This is a genomic window from Klebsiella sp. JB_Kp031, from assembly GCF_040064295.1.
Classification (GTDB): domain Bacteria; phylum Pseudomonadota; class Gammaproteobacteria; order Enterobacterales; family Enterobacteriaceae; genus Klebsiella; species Klebsiella quasipneumoniae.
The window spans coordinates 35,965-56,255 of record NZ_JBEAJW010000032.1; the positions used below are offsets into that span (position 1 = coordinate 35,965).

Genomic DNA, 20,291 nt, shown 5'->3' on the forward strand with positions numbered 1-20,291 from the left:
GGCATGAAACAGGCACGCATTGAATGGCAGGGACAGGTACGCGACGTGCTGGTCGATGAACGCGACCAGGTGCGCCTGGACGATGGCACGGTATTAAAAGAAGGTGAATTCCGTTGGCTGCCGCCCGCCGACGGCACGCTGTTCGCGCTGGGGCTGAATTACGCCGACCACGCCAGCGAGCTGGAGTTTAAGCCGCCAACCGAGCCGTTGGTGTTCATCAAAGCGCCAAACACCTTTACTGGCCACCAGCAGCAGTCGGTACGCCCGGATAACGTCGAATACATGCACTACGAAGCCGAACTGGTGGTGGTGATCGGTAAAACCGCCCGCCGCGTCAGCGAAGCCGAGGCCATGGACTATGTCGCCGGCTATACCGTGTGCAACGACTACGCGATCCGCGACTATCTGGAAAACTACTATCGGCCGAACCTGCGGGTGAAAAGCCGCGACACCCTGACGCCGATCGGCCCGTGGATCGTCGGCAAAGAGGCGATCCCGGATCCGCATAATCTGGCCCTGCGCACCTGGGTCAACGGCGAACTGCGCCAGCAGGGCACCACCGCCGATCTGATCTTCAGCATCCCGTTCCTCATCGCTTACTTAAGTGAATTTATGACCCTGCAACCGGGCGACATGATCGCCACCGGCACGCCGAAAGGGCTATCCGATGTGGTGCCAGGCGACGAGGTGATCGTTGAAGTCGAGGGCGTGGGCCGCCTGGTCAACCATATCATCAGCCAGCAAGCGTATGAGGAGACACTGTCATGAAAAAGATTAACCATTGGATTAACGGTAAAAACGTTGCCGGCGCAGACTATTTTCATACCACCAACCCGGCCACCGGCGAGGTACTGGCGGAAGTCGCCTCCGGCGGCGAAGCCGAAATCAACCAGGCGGTAGCGGCGGCAAAAGAGGCCTTCCCGAAGTGGGCTAATCTGCCGATGAAAGAGCGCGCGCGCCTGATGCGCCGCCTGGGGGATCTGATCGATCAGAATGTCCCGGAGATCGCGGCGATGGAAACTGCCGATACCGGTCTGCCAATCCACCAGACCAAAAACGTGCTGATCCCGCGGGCGTCGCATAACTTCGAATTTTTCGCCGAAGTGTGCCAGCAGATGAACGGCAAAACCTACCCCGTCGACGACAAGATGCTGAACTACACCCTGGTGCAGCCGGTGGGCGTCTGCGCGCTGGTGTCGCCGTGGAACGTGCCGTTTATGACCGCCACCTGGAAGGTGGCGCCGTGCCTGGCCTTAGGCAATACCGCAGTGCTGAAAATGTCCGAGCTGTCTCCGCTGACCGCCGATCGTCTGGGCGAGCTGGCGCTGGAGGCCGGGATCCCGGCCGGCGTGCTGAACGTGGTGCAGGGCTACGGCGCCACCGCCGGCGACGCGCTGGTGCGCCATCATGATGTGCGCGCCGTCTCCTTCACCGGCGGCACCGCCACCGGGCGCAACATCATGAAAAACGCCGGCCTGAAAAAGTACTCCATGGAGCTGGGCGGCAAATCGCCAGTGCTGATTTTTGAAGATGCCGATATCGAGCGCGCGCTCGACGCCGCGCTGTTCACCATCTTCTCGATCAACGGCGAACGCTGCACCGCCGGCTCGCGCATTTTCATTCAGCAGAGTATTTATCCGGAGTTCGTCAAGCGCTTCGCCGAGCGCGCCAACCGCCTGCGCGTGGGCGATCCGACCGATCCGAATACCCAGGTCGGCGCGCTGATTAGCCAACAGCATTGGGAGAAAGTGTCCGGTTACATTCGCCTCGGCATCGAAGAGGGGGCCACCCTGCTGGCCGGCGGCGCGGATAAGCCGTCCGACCTGCCGGCGCATCTGAAAGCCGGCAACTTCCTGCGCCCGACGGTGCTGGCGGATGTCGACAACCGCATGCGCGTCGCGCAGGAAGAGATTTTTGGCCCGGTCGCCTGCCTGCTGCCGTTCAAAGACGAAGCGGAAGGGCTGCGCCTGGCTAACGATGTGGAATACGGCCTGGCGTCGTATATCTGGACCCAGGACGTCAGCAAAGTGCTGCGTCTGGCGCGCGGTATTGAAGCCGGGATGGTGTTCGTCAACACCCAGAACGTGCGCGACCTGCGTCAGCCGTTCGGCGGCGTGAAGGCCTCCGGCACCGGCCGCGAAGGCGGCGAGTACAGCTTTGAAGTGTTCGCCGAAATGAAAAACGTCTGCATCTCGATGGGCGACCATCCGATCCCGAAATGGGGAGTCTGATATGGGTAAGTTAGCGTTAGCAGCAAAAATCACTCACGTGCCGTCGATGTATCTGTCTGAGCTGCCGGGGAAAAACCACGGCTGCCGCCAGGGCGCGATCGACGGACATAAAGAAATTGGCAAGCGCTGCCGCGAAATGGGCGTCGATACCATCATCGTGTTCGACACCCACTGGCTGGTCAACAGCGCCTACCACATCAACTGCGCCGACCATTTCCAGGGCGTCTACACCAGTAACGAACTGCCGCATTTTATTCGCGACATGACCTACGACTACGACGGCAACCCGGAGCTGGGCCAGCTCATCGCCGACGAGGCGGTGAAGCTCGGGGTACGCGCCAAAGCGCACAATATTCCGAGCCTGAAGCTGGAGTACGGCACCCTGGTGCCGATGCGCTACATGAACAGCGATAAGCATTTCAAAGTGGTGTCTATTTCCGCCTTCTGTACCGTTCACGACTTTGCCGACAGCCGCAGGCTGGGCGAAGCGATCCTCAAAGCCATTGAGAAATATGACGGCACCGTGGCGGTGCTGGCCAGCGGCTCGCTGTCGCACCGCTTTATCGACGATCAACGCGCCGAAGAGGGGATGAACAGCTACACCCGCGAGTTCGATCATCAGATGGATGAGCGGGTGGTGAAGCTGTGGCGCGAGGGCAAATTTAAAGAGTTCTGCACCATGCTGCCGGAGTACGCCGACTACTGCTACGGCGAAGGCAACATGCACGACACGGTGATGCTGCTCGGCCTGCTGGGCTGGGATAAATATGACGGCAAGGTGGAGTTTATCACCGAGCTGTTCGCCAGCTCCGGTACCGGCCAGGTTAACGCCGTGTTCCCGCTGCCGGCGCAGGCGTAAGGGGGCCCTATGCCGCATTTTATCGCCGAATGTACCGACAACATCCGCGAGCAGGCCGATCTGCCCGGGCTGTTCGCCAAAGTCAACGAGGCGCTGGCCGCCACCGGCATCTTTCCGATCGGCGGGATCCGCAGCCGTGCCCACTGGCTCGATACCTGGCAGATGGCCGACGGCAAGCAGGATTACGCCTTTGTCCATATGACGCTGAAGATCGGCTCCGGGCGCAGCCTGGAGAGCCGTCAGGACGTGGGAGATATGCTGTTCGCGCTGATCAAATCCCATTTCGCGGCGCTGATGGAGAGTCGCTACCTGGCGCTGTCGTTCGCCATGGAAGAGCTCGACCCGACGCTGAACTACAAACAGAACAACGTGCACGCGTTATTTAAATAATGTGCAAATTGCCCGGTGGCGCTGCGCTTACCGGGCCTACAACGGCCATGAATTTGTAGGCCAGATAAGCGAAGCGCCATCCGGCAATACAATGCCACAGGAATCTCTATGCTCGATAAACAGACCCGAACCCTGATTGCCCAGCGGCTGAATCAGGCCGAAAAACAGCGTGAACAGATCCGCGCGATCTCGCTGGATTATCCGTCGATCACCATTGAGGACGCTTACGCCGTCCAGCGCGAGTGGGTCGAGATGAAGATCGCCGAAGGCCGCGTACTCAAAGGCCACAAGATCGGCCTGACCTCAAAAGCCATGCAGGCCAGCTCGCAGATCAGCGAGCCGGACTACGGCGCGCTGCTTGACGATATGTTCTTCCACGACGGCAGCGATATCCCCACCGACCGCTTTATCGTTCCGCGTATCGAAGTCGAGCTGGCCTTCGTGCTGGCCAAACCGCTGCGCGGCCCGAACTGCACGCTGTTTGATGTCTACAACGCCACCGACTTCGTTATTCCGGCGCTGGAGCTTATTGACGCCCGCTGCCACAACATCGATCCGGAAACCCAGCGCCCGCGCAAAGTGTTCGACACCATTTCCGATAACGCCGCCAACGCCGGGGTGATCCTCGGCGGCCGCCCGATTAAACCCGACGAGCTGGATCTGCGCTGGATCTCCGCCCTGCTGTACCGCAACGGCGTGATTGAGGAGACCGGCGTCGCCGCCGGGGTGCTCAATCACCCGGCCAACGGCGTGGCCTGGCTGGCCAACAAGCTGGCGCCGTACGATGTTCAGCTCGAAGCCGGGCAGATTATTCTCGGCGGCTCCTTTACCCGTCCGGTACCGGCACGCAAGGGCGATACCTTCCATGTCGACTACGGCAATATGGGCGCCATCAGCTGCCGCTTTGTCTGAGGAGAGCAACATGAACAACGCTTTTAAAGCGGCGCTCAAGGCCGGGCGTCCGCAAATCGGCCTGTGGCTTGGGCTGTGCAGTAGCTACAGCGCCGAACTGCTGGCCGGCGCCGGCTTCGACTGGCTGCTGATCGACGGCGAACATGCGCCCAACAATGTACAAACGGTGCTGACCCAGCTTCAGGCCATCGCGCCCTACCCTAGCCAGCCGGTGGTCCGCCCATCGTGGAACGACCCGGTGCAGATCAAACAGCTATTGGATATCGGCGCGCAAACCCTGCTGGTGCCGATGGTTCAGAACGCCGACGAAGCGCGGCTGGCGGTCAGAGCCACCCGCTACCCGCCCGCCGGCATGCGCGGCGTCGGCAGCGCGCTGGCCCGCGCCTCGCGCTGGAACCGCGTGCCGGATTATCTCCACCAGGCCAACGACGCCATGTGCGTCCTGGTACAGATTGAGACCCGCGAAGCGCTGAAAAATCTGCCGCAGATCCTCGATGTCGACGGGGTGGACGGGGTGTTTATCGGCCCGGCGGACCTCAGCGCCGATATGGGTCACGGCGGCAATCCGCAGCACCCGGAAGTACAGGCCGCCATTGAAGATGCCATCCAGCAAATCCGTCAGGCCGGTAAAGCGCCGGGGATCCTGATGGCCAATGAACAGCTGGCGAAGCGCTATCTCGAACTGGGCGCGCTGTTCGTCGCCGTCGGCGTCGATACCACCCTGCTGGCCCGCGGCGCAGAAGCGCTGGCGGCCCGGTTTACCCACACCGCAACGACCACAACCGATAACAATAAATCCGTCTATTGAACGGATAATGTGGAGCGCAACATGACTACCTCTACCCTGCAACACAATGATAATAAATCCGTTGAAGTAGAAAACCGGGTGATCAAAAAGCTGTTCCGCCGCCTGATCACCTTCCTGTTCGTTCTCTTTGTTTTCTCATTTTTGGACCGCATTAATATCGGCTTCGCCGGCCTGACGATGGGCAAAGACCTCGGTCTGACCTCCACCATGTTCGGCCTGGCGGCGACGCTGTTCTACGTCACCTACGTGCTGTGCGGGATCCCCAGCAATATCATGCTGGCGAAAGTTGGCGCGCGCCGTTGGATCGCCGGGATCATGGTGGTCTGGGGGATCGCCTCGACCTGTACCATGTTCGCCACCAGCCCGCATACGCTGTACATCCTGCGCATGCTGGTCGGCATCGCCGAGGCTGGTTTCCTACCAGGGATCCTCGTCTATCTGACCTGGTGGTTCCCGGCCTACCATCGCGCCCGCGCCAACGCCCTGTTTATGATCGCCATGCCGGTGACCATGATGCTCGGCTCGATACTTTCCGGCTATATTCTGGCGCTCGACGGCCTGTGGAACCTGAAGGGCTGGCAGTGGCTGTTTCTGCTGGAAGGCCTGCCATCGGTGGTGCTTGGCGTCGTCACCTGGTTCTTCCTCAACGACACGCCGGATAAAGCCAACTGGCTGGATAACGAAGAGAAACAGGCGCTGAAGGCGATGATCGATCGCGAACGGGAACATGCGGCGATCGTCCCGGCTTCGCCGCGTTCCACGCTGCGCGAAGTCCTGACGCCAGCGGTGCTGATGTATACCCTGGCCTACTTCTGCCTGACCAATACCCTCAGCGCCATTAATATCTGGACGCCGCAGATCCTGCAGAGCTTCAACACCGGCAGTAGCAACATCATGATTGGCCTGCTGGCGGCGATCCCGCAGTTCTGCACCATTTTCGGCATGATCTGGTGGAGTCGCCGCTCCGACCGGCGCAAAGAGCGCAAGATGCATACCATCCTGCCCTACCTGTTCGCCGCGGCGGGTTGGCTGCTGGCTTCGGCAACGCACCACAGCCTGATCCAGCTGATCGGCATTATTATGGCTTCGGTGGGATCCTTTACCGCGATGGCCATTTTCTGGACCACCCCGGATCGGGTGATCAGCCTGCAGTCGCGCGCGGTGGCGCTGGCGGTGATCAACGCCATCGGCAACGTCGGCTCTGCCGTCAGCCCGCTGTTGATCGGCATTTTGCGTGATACCACCGGCAGCTTTAGCTCCGGGCTGTGGTTTGTCGCCGGACTGCTGATCGTCGGCGCGCTGGTGCTCACCCGCATTCCAATGAGCCAGCGTGAGGACGCCGCCGCCGCGCCGGGCTTAGCGGCGCAAAAAGGCCACTAAGGAGCGGGTATGTGTCAGCATTCCATCGCCAACATCGACATCAATAAAGATTACGACGAGAGCCTGGGTACCGAAGAGGTGCACTATCAGTCGTTTGCCCGTATGGCGGCCTTTTTTGGCCGCGACATGCAGGCGCATCGCCACGACCGCTATTTTCAGATGCACTTTCTTGATACCGGGCAGATTGAGCTGCAGCTTGATGACCATCGCTACTCGGTGCAGGCGCCGCTGTTTGTGATAACGCCGCCTTCGGTGCCGCACGCCTTTATTACCGAGTCCGATAGCGATGGTCACGTGTTGACGGTGCACGAAGAACTCATCTGGCCGCTGCTGGAGGTGCTTTATCCCGGCACGCGGGAGACCTTCGGCCTGCCGGGGATCTGCCTGTCGCTGGCGGATAAACCCGACGAGCTGGCGGCGCTGGCGCACTACTGGCAGCTGATTCGCCGGGAATCTACCGCCCAGTTGCCGGGGCGCGAGCATACCCTGGCGCTGCTGGCGCAGGCGGTCTTTACCCTGCTATTGCGTAACGCAAAGCTCGACGATCACGCTGCCAGCGGCATGCGCGGCGAGCTGAAGCTATTCCAGCGCTTTAACCAGATGATCGACAGCCACTACCATCAGCACTGGACGGTACCGGATTACGCCAGGGAGCTGCACCTGACCGAATCGCGGCTGACCGATATCTGTCGCCGCTTTGCCAACCGTTCGCCGAAGCGGCTGATATTCGACCGCCAGCTACGCGAGGCGAAGCGGCTGCTGTTGTTTTCCGATAGCGCGGTTAATGAGATAGCCTGGCAGCTGGGGTTTAAAGATCCCGCTTATTTTGCGCGCTTTTTTAGCCGCCAGGTCGGCTGCTCGCCCAGCAGCTACCGGGCGCAAAAAGTACCGGTATCGTAAGTTCCCGCTGGCGCTGCGCCTGCCGGACGATGGCCCACAGGTCGGGTCAGCGCCGCGCCAGCCGGCAAAAGCTGCAGAGATCACAAAATTCACTCCCGCCTGAAAAGTACCCGTCGTTGTCGCAAACGTCCCTTCACGACAAGCGCAATAACCGCTTCAATTAAACAACAAAAACAAAACATATATTTAACATTATTTTCCGATAAATACTGAAGAGGCCCCTATGAAACCTGAAGATTTCCGCGCCGACGCGAAACGCCCGTTAACTGGCGAAGAATATTTAAAAAGCCTGCAGGATGGCCGCGAAATTTATATCTACGGCGAGCGCGTGAAGGATGTCACCACCCACCCGGCTTTCCGTAATGCCGCGGCTTCTGTCGCCCAACTGTACGATGCGCTGCACAAACCGGAGATGCAGGATTCCCTGTGCTGGGGCACCGATACCGGCAGCGGCGGCTACACCCATAAATTCTTCCGCGTGGCGAAAAGCGCCGACGATCTGCGCCAGCAGCGCGACGCCATCGCCGAATGGTCGCGCTTAAGCTACGGCTGGATGGGCCGCACCCCGGACTATAAAGCCGCCTTCGGCTGCGCGCTGGGCGCCAACCCGGCGTTTTACGGCCAGTTCGAGCAGAACGCCCGCAACTGGTACACCCGCATTCAGGAAACCGGCCTGTACTTTAACCATGCGATAGTCAATCCGCCGATTGACCGCCACAAGCCGGCTGATGAAGTGAAGGATGTTTACATCAAGCTGGAAAAAGAGACCGATGCCGGGATCATCGTCAGCGGCGCGAAAGTAGTCGCCACCAACTCGGCGCTGACCCACTACAACATGATCGGCTTCGGCTCCGCACAGGTGATGGGCGAGAACCCGGACTTCGCCCTGATGTTCGTCGCGCCGATGGATGCCGAAGGGGTGAAGCTTATCTCCCGCGCCTCCTATGAGATGGTCGCCGGCGCGACCGGGTCCCCGTACGACTATCCGCTCTCCAGCCGTTTCGACGAGAACGACGCGATTTTGGTCATGGATAAAGTGCTGATCCCCTGGGAGAACGTGCTGATTTACCGCGACTTTGACCGCTGCCGTCGCTGGACCATGGAGGGCGGTTTCGCCCGCATGTATCCGCTGCAGGCCTGCGTGCGCCTGGCGGTGAAACTGGACTTTATCACCGCCCTGCTGAAGCGTTCTCTGGAATGTACCGGTACCCTCGAATTCCGCGGCGTGCAGGCCGACCTTGGCGAAGTTGTGGCGTGGCGCAACATGTTCTGGGCGTTAAGCGATTCCATGTGCTCGGAAGCGACGCCGTGGGTCAACGGCGCATGGCTGCCGGATCACGCCGCGCTGCAGACCTATCGCGTGATGGCCCCGATGGCCTACGCCAAGATCAAAAACATCATCGAGCGCAACGTCACCAGCGGCCTGATTTATCTGCCGTCCAGCGCCCGCGATCTGAACAACCCGCAGATCGACCAGTATCTGGCGAAGTACGTGCGCGGCTCCAACGGTATGGATCACGTTGAACGCATCAAGATCCTAAAACTGATGTGGGACGCCATCGGCAGCGAATTCGGCGGCCGCCACGAGCTGTATGAAATCAACTACTCCGGTAGCCAGGATGAGATTCGCCTGCAGTGTCTGCGCCAGGCGCAGAGCTCCGGCAATATGGACAAGATGATGGCGATGGTCGACCGCTGCCTGTCCGAGTACGACCAGAACGGCTGGACGGTGCCGCATCTGCACAATAACGCTGATATCAACATGTTGGATAAGCTGCTGAAGTAATTCGCAGCGGGAGGTCATAATGCAATTAGATGAACAACGCCTGCGTTTTCGCGATGCCATGGCCAGCCTGTCGGCGGCGGTGAATGTGGTCACTACCGCAGGCGAAGCCGGCCGCTGCGGGATTACCGCCACGGCGGTGTGCTCGGTGACGGATACGCCGCCATCGGTGATGGTGTGTATCAACGCCAACAGCGCGATGAACCCGGTGTTTCAGGGCAACGGCAAGTTGTGCATCAACGTGCTGAACCACGAACAGGAAATCATGGCCCGTCATTTCGCCGGGATGACCGGGGTGACGATGGAAGAGCGGTTTGCCCTCAGCGGCTGGCAGCACGGCGCGCTCGGGCAGCCGGTGCTGAAGGGCTCGCTGGCCAGTCTCGAAGGCGAGATTAGCCAGGTGCAAACCATCGGTACCCACCTGGTATATCTGGTGGAGATCCGCAATATTACCCTGAGCCCGCAAGGCCACGGCCTGATTTACTTTAAACGCCGTTTCCACCCGGTGATGATGGACATGGAAGTCGCGGTGTAATGGCCTCGCCTGCTCCTCCCCGGTTGGGGAGGAGCGTTAACCAACAGAGTCGCAGGCCACAATCTCCTGTGATCACAATCACATAATCCAGCCCTGTTCACTTCGTAGCCAACCGCTTACCCCCTCCAGTAACCGCTTAACCCCCTATACAACCACTCACCGATTTACCCAACTTTACGCGCGCGTAGTTCTGGCAAGATCGAAGCCAGCCTAGCTAATCAATACCTCCATTAACCCTTACTTAAAACCAGACGGCTTCGGCCAATTATTCATCTAATTAACGCCAGGTTTTACTATGGATACCAAAAAACTACTCAAGCACATACCCTGGGTGATTCTCGGAATCATCGGGGCATTTTGCCTCTCAGTCGTCGCCCTGCGCCGCGGTGAGCACGTCAGTGCCCTGTGGATCGTCGTGGCGTCGGTTTCCGTGTACCTCGTCGCCTACCGGTATTACAGCCTGTATATCGCGCAGAAGGTGATGAAGCTTGACCCGACGCGCTCGACGCCGGCGGTCATTAATAACGATGGCCTGAACTATGTGCCGACCAACCGCTACGTGCTGTTTGGCCACCACTTCGCCGCCATTGCCGGCGCCGGCCCGCTGGTGGGCCCGGTGCTTGCCGCGCAGATGGGCTATCTGCCTGGCACCCTCTGGCTGCTGGCCGGCGTGGTGCTGGCGGGGGCAGTACAGGACTTTATGGTGCTGTTTATCTCCTCGCGGCGTAACGGTGCCTCGCTGGGCGAGATGATCAAGCAGGAGATGGGGCCGGTTCCGGGCTCTATCGCCCTGTTCGGCTGCTTCCTGATTATGATCATCATCCTCGCGGTACTGGCGCTGATCGTAGTGAAAGCGCTGGCGGAGAGCCCGTGGGGCGTCTTTACCGTCTGCTCGACGGTACCTATCGCGCTGTTCATGGGTATCTACATGCGCTTCCTGCGCCCGGGCCGCGTGGGTGAAGTGTCGGTTATCGGTATCGTGCTGCTGGTGGCCTCCATCTGGTTCGGCGGCATTATTGCTCACGACCCCTACTGGGGCCCGGCGCTGACCTTTAAAGACACCACCATCACCTTTACCCTGATTGGCTACGCGTTTATCTCCGCCCTGCTGCCGGTATGGCTGATTCTGGCGCCGCGTGACTATCTGGCTACTTTCCTGAAAATCGGCGTTATCGTCGGCCTGGCGCTGGGGATCGTTATCCTCAACCCGGACCTGAAAATGCCGGCAGTGACCCAGTACATTGATGGCACCGGCCCGCTGTGGAAAGGCGCCCTGTTCCCGTTCCTGTTTATCACTATCGCCTGCGGCGCGGTCTCCGGCTTCCACGCGCTGATCGCCTCCGGCACCACGCCGAAGCTGCTGGCCAACGAAACCGATGCCCGCTTTATCGGCTATGGCGCGATGCTGATGGAATCTTTCGTGGCCATCATGGCGCTGGTCGCGGCATCGATTATCGAACCGGGTCTCTACTTCGCGATGAACACCCCGCCGGCGGGCCTGGGCATCGTCATGCCGAACCTGCACGAAATGGGCGGTGAAAACGCGGCGATGATCGCCGCGCAGCTGAAAGAAGTGACCGTCCACGCGGCGGCGACCGTCAGCTCCTGGGGCTTCGTGATTTCACCTGAGCAGATCCTGCAGACGGCGAAAGATATCGGCGAACCTTCGGTACTGAACCGCGCCGGCGGCGCGCCGACGCTGGCCGTCGGTATCGCCCACGTGTTCCATAAAATCATCCCGATGGCGGATATGGGCTTCTGGTACCACTTTGGTATCCTGTTTGAAGCGCTGTTTATCCTCACCGCGCTGGATGCCGGTACCCGCGCAGGCCGCTTTATGCTGCAGGATCTGCTGGGTAACTTCGTGCCGTTCCTGAAAAAAACCGACTCGCTGGTCGCCGGGATTATCGGTACCGCGGGCTGCGTCGGGCTGTGGGGCTACCTGCTGTATCAGGGCGTGGTCGACCCGCTGGGCGGCGTGAAGAGCCTGTGGCCGCTGTTCGGTATTTCTAACCAGATGCTGGCCGCCGTGGCGCTGGTGCTTGGCACCGTGGTGCTGGTCAAAATGCAACGCACCAAATATATCTGGGTCACCGTGATCCCGGCTGCGTGGCTGCTGCTGTGCACCACCTGGGCGCTGGGCCTGAAGCTGTTCAGCACCAACCCGCAGATGGAAGGCTTCTTCTTTATGGCTCAGCAGTATAAAGAGAAGATTGCTGCCGGCGGCGAGCTGACCGCGCAGCAGATTGCCAACATGAATCATATCGTGGTCAACAACTACACCAACGCCGGGCTGAGTATCCTGTTCCTGGTGGTGGTGTACAGCATCATCTTCTACGGCATCAAAACCTGGCTCAACGTGCGCAACAATAAGGTGCGCACCGACAAAGAGACCCCGTACGTGCCGGTACCGGAAGGCGGTGTGAAGACCTCGTCACATCATTAACTCTGATGCCGGATAGCGCTACGTTTATCCGGCCTACAAACAAGCGCATTAACGTAGGCCGGATAAGGCGCGAGTCGCCATCCGGCTTTATTCGTTATCTGGAACTTACAATGTTTGGTAACTTAGGTCAGGCTAAAAAATATCTCGGTCAGGCGGCGAAAATGCTGATTGGCATTCCGGATTACGACAACTACGTCGCCCATATGCAAACCAACCATCCGGATCAGCCGTACATGACTTATGAAGAATTCTTCCGCGAACGCCAGCAGGCCCGCTACGGCGGCGACGGCAAAGGCGGCGTCCGCTGCTGTTAATGGAGGCAATAATGGCACCGATTGCAGTCACCCTACTCACCGGTTTTCTCGGCGCAGGAAAAACCACCCTCCTGCGCCATATCCTGAATGAGCAGCACGGTTTCAAAATCGCCGTGATTGAAAATGAATTTGGCGAAGTCTCCGTTGACGATCAGCTGATCGGCGACCGCGCCACGCAGATCAAAACCCTGACCAACGGCTGCATCTGCTGTACGCGATCCAACGAACTGGAAGACGCCCTGCTCGATCTCCTCGACAGCCGCGATCGCGGCGAAATCGAGTTTGACCGGCTGGTGATTGAGTGCACCGGCATGGCCGACCCGGGGCCGATTATCCAGACCTTTTTCTCCCATGAGGTGCTTTGCGAGCGCTATCTGCTGGATGGCGTGATCGCCCTGGTGGATGCGGTCCATGCCGACCAGCAGATGGATCAGTTCACCATCGCCCAGTCGCAGGTGGGCTACGCGGACCGCATTTTGCTGACCAAAATTGATGTTGCCGGCGATACCGAAAAGCTGCGCGAACGCCTGGCGCGCATCAATGCCCGGGCGCCGATTTATACCGTCATTCATGGCGATATCGATCTAAGCCAGCTGTTTAACACCAGCGGCTTTATGCTGGAAGAGAAGGTCGTTAACAGCACACCGCGTTTCCACTTTATGGCCGAGAAGCAAAACGACGTGTCATCAATCGTGGTTGAGATGGATTACCCGGTGGATATCAGCGAGGTATCACGGGTAATGGAAAACCTGCTGCTCTCCTTCGCCGAGCAATTGATGCGCTATAAAGGGATGCTGTGGATCGACGGCGAGCCGAATCGGCTGCTGTTCCAGGGCGTGCAGCGCCTCTACAGCGCCGACTGGGATCGCCCGTGGGGCGATGAAACGCCGCACAGCACGCTGGTGTTTATCGGCATTCAGTTGCCGGAAGAGGAAATTCGCGCGGCGTTTGCCGGGTTACGACGCTAACCTACCCGCCTGCGCGCTAAGGCGCAGGCCCCCTTCTCTCACCGCACATCGTCAAAGACAGGAACAAAACGTCGTCATCGCGTCGAAAAATGTAAATCAACGTTTTTATAAGTAACAGTAGAAACACTTTTGGAAATAATAAGAAACTAAATGAATAGGATCCTTAATAATTAATGCCCGCCCTGTTCAGTTTCTGTTTAGCTCACCCATTAAACCTCTGCTAAACAGACCAAATTTCATGATTGACCTCGCCGTAACCCAACGTCTTTACAACATTATCAAAACACACCGCTGACAAAACCAGCATAAAAAATCGACGTAAGTCACATTTGCAGAGGTAAACATCGATTGTTAAGGTGCCCTCAGACAAATTTAATGACGAGGAGCAAACCATGAAAAAGCTTAACATCCTGATTGTTGCTGCCCTGACCGCGGTCTCTGGTTCCGCCATGGCAATGGGGTTTACCGTTGAACAAGGTAAGAATTTTACCAACCTGAATATGGAAATGGGTAAATCCTCTTCCGGCCTGTATGCCGAAAGCCACTGGCTGAAGAATACCGATGACGGTAGCCAGACCGGCGGCGTTGGCGCGGGTTACAATCTGGAAGTGGGCCCGGTGATGCTCAACGCTGGCGCGAAAGCTATCTATCTGGGACCGAAAAAAGGCGATAACGGCGTCGCGTTTCCGGTCGGCGGCGGGGTGAACGTGGCCCTGACCGACAGCATCCACGTATTTGGCGAAGGGTATGTCGCGCCCGACGGCCTGAACAACAGCGTGAAAAACTATGTTGAAGCGAACGGCGGCGTGAGCTGGTCCCCGGTTGGTCCATTGACCCTGAAGGTGGGTTACCGTCACGTGAGCGTTGACGGCAAAGAGGGCCGCCCAAACCACACCCTGATTGACGGCGCCTACGTAGGCGGCGGGGTTACCTTCTGATGAAATCACGTCTCGCCGCGCTCTCTGCGCTGAGCCTGGCGTTGCTGCTGACCGGCTGCACTCAGTATACCTGGGTGAAGCCGGGTTTAAGCGATGCCGAGATGCATAAAAAGCTCACCGAATGTGAAGCGCAGGCCCTGGTCGATCTCCCGCCGGATAACGTGGTGACCGGGTCCAGTTCAGAAAAAACGGACAAAAAGCAAAAGAAACAGGATGTTGAAACAAGTTATACGGTAGAAGACGCGAATGAATATCAGCGGGAGACCTTAGTCGACAGCTGTATGTTCAAAAGCGGCTGGGATAAAGTCGAAGTGCAATAAATCTATTATAAAAAAACCTGCCGGATGGCAGGTTTTTTTATGGCCGGCCTAGCGGCGCACCACCACCAGCTTCTGGTTCACGAACTCTTTGATACCGAGATCGGAGAGCTCCCGGCCATAACCGGAACGCTTCACGCCGCCAAACGGCAGTTCGGGCGCGGTATCGGTCAGCCAGTTGATATAGACCATCCCGGTTTCAATGGCGGATGCCATCCGTTTGGCGCGTTCGATGTCCTGACTGAACACCGCGCCGCCCAGGCCATAGTGAGAATCATTGGCAAGCGCAATCGCCTCCTCATCGTTTTTCACCACATAGATCTGCGCCACCGGGCCAAAGAACTCTTCGAAGTACGCCGGGTTGTCACGGGTGATACCGGTCAGGATAGTGGGTTCAAAGAAGTTGCCTTCCCGCGCCACCGCTTTGCCGCCCAGATGCAGCGTGGCGCCGTTTTTGACCGCCTCGTCCACCTGCTTGCTCAAGGTTTCCAGCGCATCTTTAGAGGAGAGCGGCCCCAGCGTGGTGCTTTCATCCAGCGGATCGCCTATTTTTACCTGGCGAAACGCCTCGCTAAATTTCGTCAGAAACGACTCAGCGATGCTCTCATGCAGAATAAACCGCTTGGCGGCAGTACACACCTGGCCGGCGTTATTCAGCCGCGCCTGGACGCCGATTTTCACCGCGCGATCGAGGTCGGCATCATCGAGCACCACAAACACATCGTTGCCGCCGAGTTCCAGGGTCGATTTCTTAATATGCTTCGCCGCCTGCGCCGCCACCACGCTGCCGGCTTTTTCCGACCCGGTCAGCGCCGCCCCCTGCACACGGTCGTCGGCGATAATCTTCGCCACCTGATCCTGAGAGATAAACAGATTGGTCCACGCCCCTTCCGGTGCGCCGGCCTCGCGCACCAGATGAGCAAAGGTCTCCGCGCAGTGCGGCACGATGCTGGCGTGTTTGGCGATAACCGGGTTCCCGGCCGCCAGGTTTGGCGCCAGGACGCGCATCAGCTGGTAATAGGGGAAGTTCCACGGCTCTACCGCCAGTAAGACGCCGATGGGGTGGTGCTCAACCCATGCTTCACCCAGTTCGGAGGGATACTTCACCGGCGCCAGGAACGATTTGGCGTTATCGGCGTAATAGCGGGCGATTTGCGCGCACAGTTTCACTTCGCCGCGGCTCTGCTTAATGAGTTTCCCCATCTCCTGGCTGGCGATTTTCGCCAGATCTTCCACCCGGCTGTCGATCAGATCCGCCAGCTTATGCAGCACCGCCAGGCGCGGTTCGATATCCCCTTTCGCCCAGGCAGAATGATAGAGCGCATCCGCCTGCCGCAGCGCCGCCTCCACGTCCGCATCGCTGTGCGCCGGGTACGTTTTAATAAGCTGATTGTTCGCAGGATTCACCGTCTGATAGGCCATATCGCATGTCTCCTTGTTATCGCTATAAAGGCAGTCAAAAATGCCGTTAAGGATATTAAGAGTAGTCGAGATGGCTGGCGATGCGGGTAAAGTTAGGTATATCCGGAATATTCCATAACGGTGGCTAACCGGGGCGACCGTCATGCCGCCCCGGCGTTATCAATGCGCCAGCGCGGCGACCTCATCGGCGGTCAGGCCGGTGATTTTCACCACCGTCTCGCGGGCAATGCCGTCGGCCAGCATCCTCTGGGCAATGCGCAGCGCCTCGGCATGCTGTCCTTCACGCTTGCCTTTTCTGCGCCACACTTCCTGTAATCGTTCGGCGATGGTCATCAATCTCTCCCTGTGCTGAGGAACCCGTTGCGCCACTTCCTGGATAAACCGGCCAAAGCGGCGCGCGTTGCCAGTCTGCAGCAGATAATTAAACAGCGTTTTTATCTGCCTGTCATTAGCGTCACCGCTAAGTAAAATCGTCGTCAGCTGCTCAACAATCCCCATTAAATCGCGCTGGCGAATATGCTTTTGTATCAGCTCGAGTAATGCCACGCGCCGGTGACGAACGATCTCATCGTCGGGGATCACCGTGATATCCACCAGCGGAAAGGGCGAGGCATAAAGCTCCCTCGCCAGCGGTGGATCGGCAAAGCAGTCCAGCCAGTTGAGCGACCACGGGTATGGCGTGGTCGCTCCGTGATAGAACAGCATCGGCACCACCAGCGGCAGTCTGGTATGACCGCTATCCAGATGGCGCTGCATCGCGGCGATGGCGTAGCGCATCAGGCGGAAGGCCATTTGTGCATCCGGCGAGCTCTGATGTTCGATAACCACATAAATGTAGCCCTCGCCAGACGCGGTTTTGAGTGACCACAGCACATCGGAGTACCAGGCCCGCAGGCTCTCCTCGATAAAGCTTGCCGACTCCAGCTGTAAGGTATCGAGGTCGCAGCGCTGACGCAGCGCAGGCGGTAGATGGATCGCCAGGAAATCACGGGCGATGTCGGCCTGAGTGAGAAACTGTTTAAACACCGCATCATGCGGCGTCGAGGTGGTGCCCTTTGCCATCGGCTCATCCCTGCCTGCTTATCCTGCAGGGACTCTACCTCCCATGAATGACTCTGGCACCCCGGAAACCGGAGTTTTACATTCCGCGACGAAAACATATTTCCCCGGACTGCAAGCGCGACATCCTTTTTCGACGCGGTACGCAAATCCCGGCGGGCGACAGCCTCGGCGCAGCATGCTATAAACGATTTATCCCCTCAGCAAAGGTCGATGCGGTGAACCATACCCGAGATATTCCCCAAACCTTCTGGCGAGACGATCGCCTGCCGTGGCTGGAGCTGCGCAGCACCTGGCGCAGCCGTCAGGCCTATAAGCGCCACAGCCACCCGCAGCTCTCGGTGGGGGCGATTATCGACGGTGAAACGCGCTGCCTGTGCAATGGACAGGAATATCTCCTGCAGCCCGGGGATCTGATCGTGATCCCGCCGCACGCGCCGCATAGCTGTAATCCGCTGCGTGACCGGCCGCGCAGCTATCATATGCTGTATCTGGAGGCGGCATGGTGCCATGCGCAGCGTCCGGATATACCCCCTGGCGCCAGTATCACCTCGCCGCAGCCGCTGCTGCACGACAGCCCTCTCTTTGCCTGCTTCCAGCAGATTGTCGCCCTGATGAGCCGCGGCCGCATTGAGCAACTGCCAGCCCGGGTGGCGCAGCTCCTGCACGCGCTGCCGCTGTGCGCCGCCACGCCGCAGGCGCCACATCACGCCAGCGCCCTGCTGTTTCAGCGCCTGGCGACAGATCTGCCGGCGCCGCCATCGCTGGATAAGCTGGCCCACGATAGCGCGCTACGTAAAGAGACCGTTATCCGCGCCGTGAAGCAGGATACCGGCCTGACGCCCGCCAGTTTGATCAATATGGCGCGCATTGAATATGCGAAAACGCGCTTACGTGCCGGGGACCCTATCGCCGACGTCGGCTATCAGGCCGGCTTTGCCGATCAGAGCCATTTCCATAAAACCTTCGTCAGCTATACCGCCGCCACGCCGCGGCAGTATGCGCACAGCAGATCAATTTCCGACAATAAGTAATTTTCCACCTGGCGTAGGGTGGCCTCAGCACCATTATCGAGGCCACTATGCATACCTTATCGACTCTCTTCCCCGCCGCCTTCCCGGCGTTAGCCCTGTCCCACTTTGTCGCCCTGCTCAGCCCGGGCCCCGATTTTTTTCTGCTGGTCGGTTACGCTGTACGCTACCGGATCCGCGGCAGCCTCGGACTGTGTCTCGGCATCGCCGCCGGCAATGCGCTGTATATTGTTCTGGCCATCGTTGGCTGGGGACTTCTGCGCCAGGCGCCGCTGCTGTTTTTACTCATCGAGCTGTTGGGCGCGGGCTACTTACTGTGGATTGGCAGCCTGCTGATTCGCAGCTGTCCCGCGGCGCTGGCGGTGGAGAGCGTTCGCGCATCGCGTCCGGGGTTCGGCAAGCAGCTACTGCTGGGGCTGGGGTCATCGCTGCTCAACCCGAAGAATGCGCTGTTTTATCTGGCGCTGATGACCTCCCTGCTGGGGCCGGCGGTCACCCTGCTGCAGCAAACGGTGAGCGGGCTGTGGATGGTCAGCGTGGTGTTCTTCTGGGATTTACTGCTGGTGAGCGCGATTGCGCTGCCGCAGGTACAGCGCCGCCTGAGCGCCATCGTCTGGCGGGTCGAGCGGGCTGCGGGGGCGATCCTGATGTTGTTCGGTCTGTGGATTATCTGGCGATTTTTGCACGACCTCGCCGTCAGGTTATATGCTTAAGTTTATGGAAAAACTCGCTGTACTGAAACGCGCCAAACTGCTGGCGCTGTCGCTGCTGCTGATCGCCGCCGCGCTATTTATTACCACCCTGCTGCTGCCGCCGACGCCGTGGGTCAGCGCGCTGAAGGCCATTTCCGAAGCGGCGATGGTCGGGGCGCTGGCCGACTGGTTTGCGGTGGTGGCCCTGTTTCGCCGTATTCCGCTGCCCTTTGTCGCCCGCCATACCGCGATTATCCCGCGCAACAAAGATCGCATCGCCGACAACCTCGGCCGCTTCGTTGAGGAGAAGTTCCTCGATACCCCGTCGCTGGTGGCGCTGATCCGCCGCTATCAACCAGCGCTGATGCTCGGCAACTGGTTCAGCCAGCCTGAGAACGCCCGGCGGGTTGGCCAACACCTGCTGCAGGTGATGAGCGGTTTTCTCGAACTGACCGATGACGCCCGCATTCAGCGCCTGCTGCGGCGCGCGGTGCATAAGGCGATCGATAAGGTCGACCTGACGCAGACCAGCGCCATGATGCTGGAGGGGTTGACCCGCGACAACCGCCATCAAAAGCTGCTGGATTCGCTGATAAATCAGCTGATCGCCCTGCTGCAGCGCGACAGCTCCCGCGCTTTTATCGCCCGCGGCATCGTACACTGGCTGGAGACCGAACATCCGCTGAAGGCCAGGCTGTTACCCACCGAGTGGCTCGGCGAGCACAGCGCCGAGATGGTCACCGACGCCGTGAATACCCTACTGGACGAAGTCACCCACGATCGCACCCACCAGATCCGCCAGACCTTTGACCGCGCGACGCAAAAGCTAATCGATAACCTGAAATCCGACCCGGAACTGGCGCAGAAGGCCGATAACATCAAAGCCTGGTTGAAAAATGATGAGACCTTCAACCGCTATCTTGGCGAAGTGTGGGGAGACCTGCGCGGCTGGGTAAAAAACGATATCAGCAGCGACGACTCGCGTATCAAGCAGCGCATCGCCGAGGCCGGCCAGTGGTTCGGTGAAACCTTACTCCGCGACGACGCGCTGCGCGAATCGCTCAACGAACACCTGGAGCAGGCGGCGCATCGGGTGGCGCCGGAGTTCGCCGCCTTCCTCACTCGACATATCAGCGACACGGTGAAGAGCTGGGACGCCCGCGATATGTCGCGGCAGATCGAGCTCAACATCGGTAAAGATCTGCAGTTCATCCGCATCAACGGCACCCTGGTGGGTGGAACTATCGGTCTGTTGTTGTGGCTGCTCTCGCAGATCCCCTCGCTGCTGCATCTGCATATTGGTTAG

General features: G+C 59.1%; 20 protein-coding genes. 18 read left to right on the forward strand and 2 right to left on the reverse strand.

The annotated features are described in order from the left end of the window. The first annotated feature begins 3 nt into the window (after positions 1 to 3). From ABLV64_RS15170 to ABLV64_RS15240, 15 genes are all read left to right on the forward strand, one after another. On the forward strand, positions 4 to 768 hold the full coding sequence (locus tag ABLV64_RS15170; RefSeq protein WP_048294123.1) for a fumarylacetoacetate hydrolase family protein: 765 nt from the start codon (positions 4 to 6) through the stop codon (positions 766 to 768). Continuing rightward, positions 765 to 2,231: a 5-carboxymethyl-2-hydroxymuconate semialdehyde dehydrogenase gene (gene hpaE, locus ABLV64_RS15175; protein WP_002887494.1), complete on the forward strand. Its 1,467-nt coding sequence runs from the start codon at positions 765 to 767 to the stop codon at positions 2,229 to 2,231. The genes ABLV64_RS15170 and hpaE overlap by 4 nt, the downstream gene beginning before the upstream one ends. A gap of 1 nt (position 2,232) precedes the next feature. After that, complete coding sequence (gene hpaD, locus ABLV64_RS15180; protein ID WP_002887492.1) at positions 2,233 to 3,090, forward strand: 3,4-dihydroxyphenylacetate 2,3-dioxygenase; 858 nt, start codon at positions 2,233 to 2,235, stop codon at positions 3,088 to 3,090. Positions 3,091 to 3,099: 9 nt separating this feature from the next. Continuing rightward, positions 3,100 to 3,480, forward strand: coding sequence for a 5-carboxymethyl-2-hydroxymuconate Delta-isomerase (locus ABLV64_RS15185; protein ID WP_017899124.1), 381 nt, complete (start codon positions 3,100 to 3,102; stop codon positions 3,478 to 3,480). Between the two features lie 108 nt (positions 3,481 to 3,588). Further along, the gene (hpaH, locus tag ABLV64_RS15190; RefSeq protein WP_004204180.1) at positions 3,589 to 4,392 is read left to right on the forward strand and encodes a 2-oxo-hept-4-ene-1,7-dioate hydratase; all 804 of its coding nucleotides are present in this window, start codon (positions 3,589 to 3,591) and stop codon (positions 4,390 to 4,392) included. 10 nt (positions 4,393 to 4,402) lie between these two features. After that, positions 4,403 to 5,200 (forward strand): 4-hydroxy-2-oxoheptanedioate aldolase, encoded by a 798-nt coding sequence (gene hpaI, locus ABLV64_RS15195; RefSeq protein WP_017899125.1) that lies wholly within the window; start codon positions 4,403 to 4,405, stop codon positions 5,198 to 5,200. Positions 5,201 to 5,221: 21 nt separating this feature from the next. Then, positions 5,222 to 6,580: a 4-hydroxyphenylacetate permease gene (hpaX, locus tag ABLV64_RS15200; protein WP_004204177.1), complete on the forward strand. Its 1,359-nt coding sequence runs from the start codon at positions 5,222 to 5,224 to the stop codon at positions 6,578 to 6,580. A gap of 9 nt (positions 6,581 to 6,589) precedes the next feature. Further along, positions 6,590 to 7,480, forward strand: coding sequence for a 4-hydroxyphenylacetate catabolism regulatory protein HpaA (hpaA, locus tag ABLV64_RS15205; RefSeq protein ID WP_004204176.1), 891 nt, complete (start codon positions 6,590 to 6,592; stop codon positions 7,478 to 7,480). 223 nt (positions 7,481 to 7,703) lie between these two features. Further along, positions 7,704 to 9,266 (forward strand): 4-hydroxyphenylacetate 3-monooxygenase, oxygenase component, encoded by a 1,563-nt coding sequence (hpaB, locus tag ABLV64_RS15210; protein ID WP_002887473.1) that lies wholly within the window; start codon positions 7,704 to 7,706, stop codon positions 9,264 to 9,266. A 19-nt stretch (positions 9,267 to 9,285) separates the two neighbouring features. Continuing rightward, complete coding sequence (locus ABLV64_RS15215) at positions 9,286 to 9,798, forward strand: 4-hydroxyphenylacetate 3-monooxygenase reductase subunit (RefSeq protein ID WP_017899127.1); 513 nt, start codon at positions 9,286 to 9,288, stop codon at positions 9,796 to 9,798. Positions 9,799 to 10,093: 295 nt separating this feature from the next. After that, positions 10,094 to 12,244 (forward strand): carbon starvation CstA family protein, encoded by a 2,151-nt coding sequence (locus ABLV64_RS15220; RefSeq protein ID WP_004204173.1) that lies wholly within the window; start codon positions 10,094 to 10,096, stop codon positions 12,242 to 12,244. Between the two features lie 110 nt (positions 12,245 to 12,354). Beyond that, positions 12,355 to 12,558, forward strand: a complete 204-nt coding sequence (locus ABLV64_RS15225) for a YbdD/YjiX family protein (protein WP_004204171.1) — start codon at positions 12,355 to 12,357, stop codon at positions 12,556 to 12,558. Positions 12,559 to 12,569: 11 nt separating this feature from the next. After that, entirely contained in the window at positions 12,570 to 13,526 is a 957-nt protein-coding gene (gene yjiA / locus ABLV64_RS15230; protein ID WP_064151046.1) for a GTPase, read from the forward strand. Between the two features lie 392 nt (positions 13,527 to 13,918). After that, entirely contained in the window at positions 13,919 to 14,464 is a 546-nt protein-coding gene (locus tag ABLV64_RS15235) for a YfaZ family outer membrane protein (RefSeq protein ID WP_004204167.1), read from the forward strand. Beyond that, a complete protein-coding gene (locus ABLV64_RS15240; RefSeq protein ID WP_004204165.1) occupies positions 14,464 to 14,784 on the forward strand; it encodes a hypothetical protein in 321 nt (106 codons plus the stop codon). Before ABLV64_RS15235 ends, ABLV64_RS15240 begins: the two co-directional genes overlap by 1 nt. A 48-nt stretch (positions 14,785 to 14,832) precedes the next feature. Here the strand turns inward: ABLV64_RS15240 and ABLV64_RS15245 are convergent, their stop codons facing one another. Further along, positions 14,833 to 16,203 (reverse strand): NAD-dependent succinate-semialdehyde dehydrogenase, encoded by a 1,371-nt coding sequence (locus tag ABLV64_RS15245; protein ID WP_128335763.1) that lies wholly within the window; start codon positions 16,201 to 16,203, stop codon positions 14,833 to 14,835. A gap of 159 nt (positions 16,204 to 16,362) precedes the next feature. Next, a complete protein-coding gene (locus tag ABLV64_RS15250) occupies positions 16,363 to 17,265 on the reverse strand; it encodes an Rpn family recombination-promoting nuclease/putative transposase (RefSeq protein WP_017899130.1) in 903 nt (300 codons plus the stop codon). Positions 17,266 to 17,480: 215 nt separating this feature from the next. Between ABLV64_RS15250 and ABLV64_RS15255 the strand changes: the two genes are divergently transcribed. Genes ABLV64_RS15255 through ABLV64_RS15265 form a run of 3 tightly spaced genes read left to right on the forward strand, consistent with a single transcriptional unit; the run spans position 17,481 to position 20,291 of the window. Further along, on the forward strand, positions 17,481 to 18,296 hold the full coding sequence (locus tag ABLV64_RS15255) for an AraC family transcriptional regulator (protein WP_049003531.1): 816 nt from the start codon (positions 17,481 to 17,483) through the stop codon (positions 18,294 to 18,296). A gap of 47 nt (positions 18,297 to 18,343) precedes the next feature. After that, positions 18,344 to 19,006, forward strand: coding sequence for a LysE family translocator (locus ABLV64_RS15260; protein WP_341807089.1), 663 nt, complete (start codon positions 18,344 to 18,346; stop codon positions 19,004 to 19,006). Continuing rightward, positions 18,999 to 20,291, forward strand: coding sequence for a DUF445 domain-containing protein (locus tag ABLV64_RS15265; protein ID WP_075206397.1), 1,293 nt, complete (start codon positions 18,999 to 19,001; stop codon positions 20,289 to 20,291). Before ABLV64_RS15260 ends, ABLV64_RS15265 begins: the two co-directional genes overlap by 8 nt.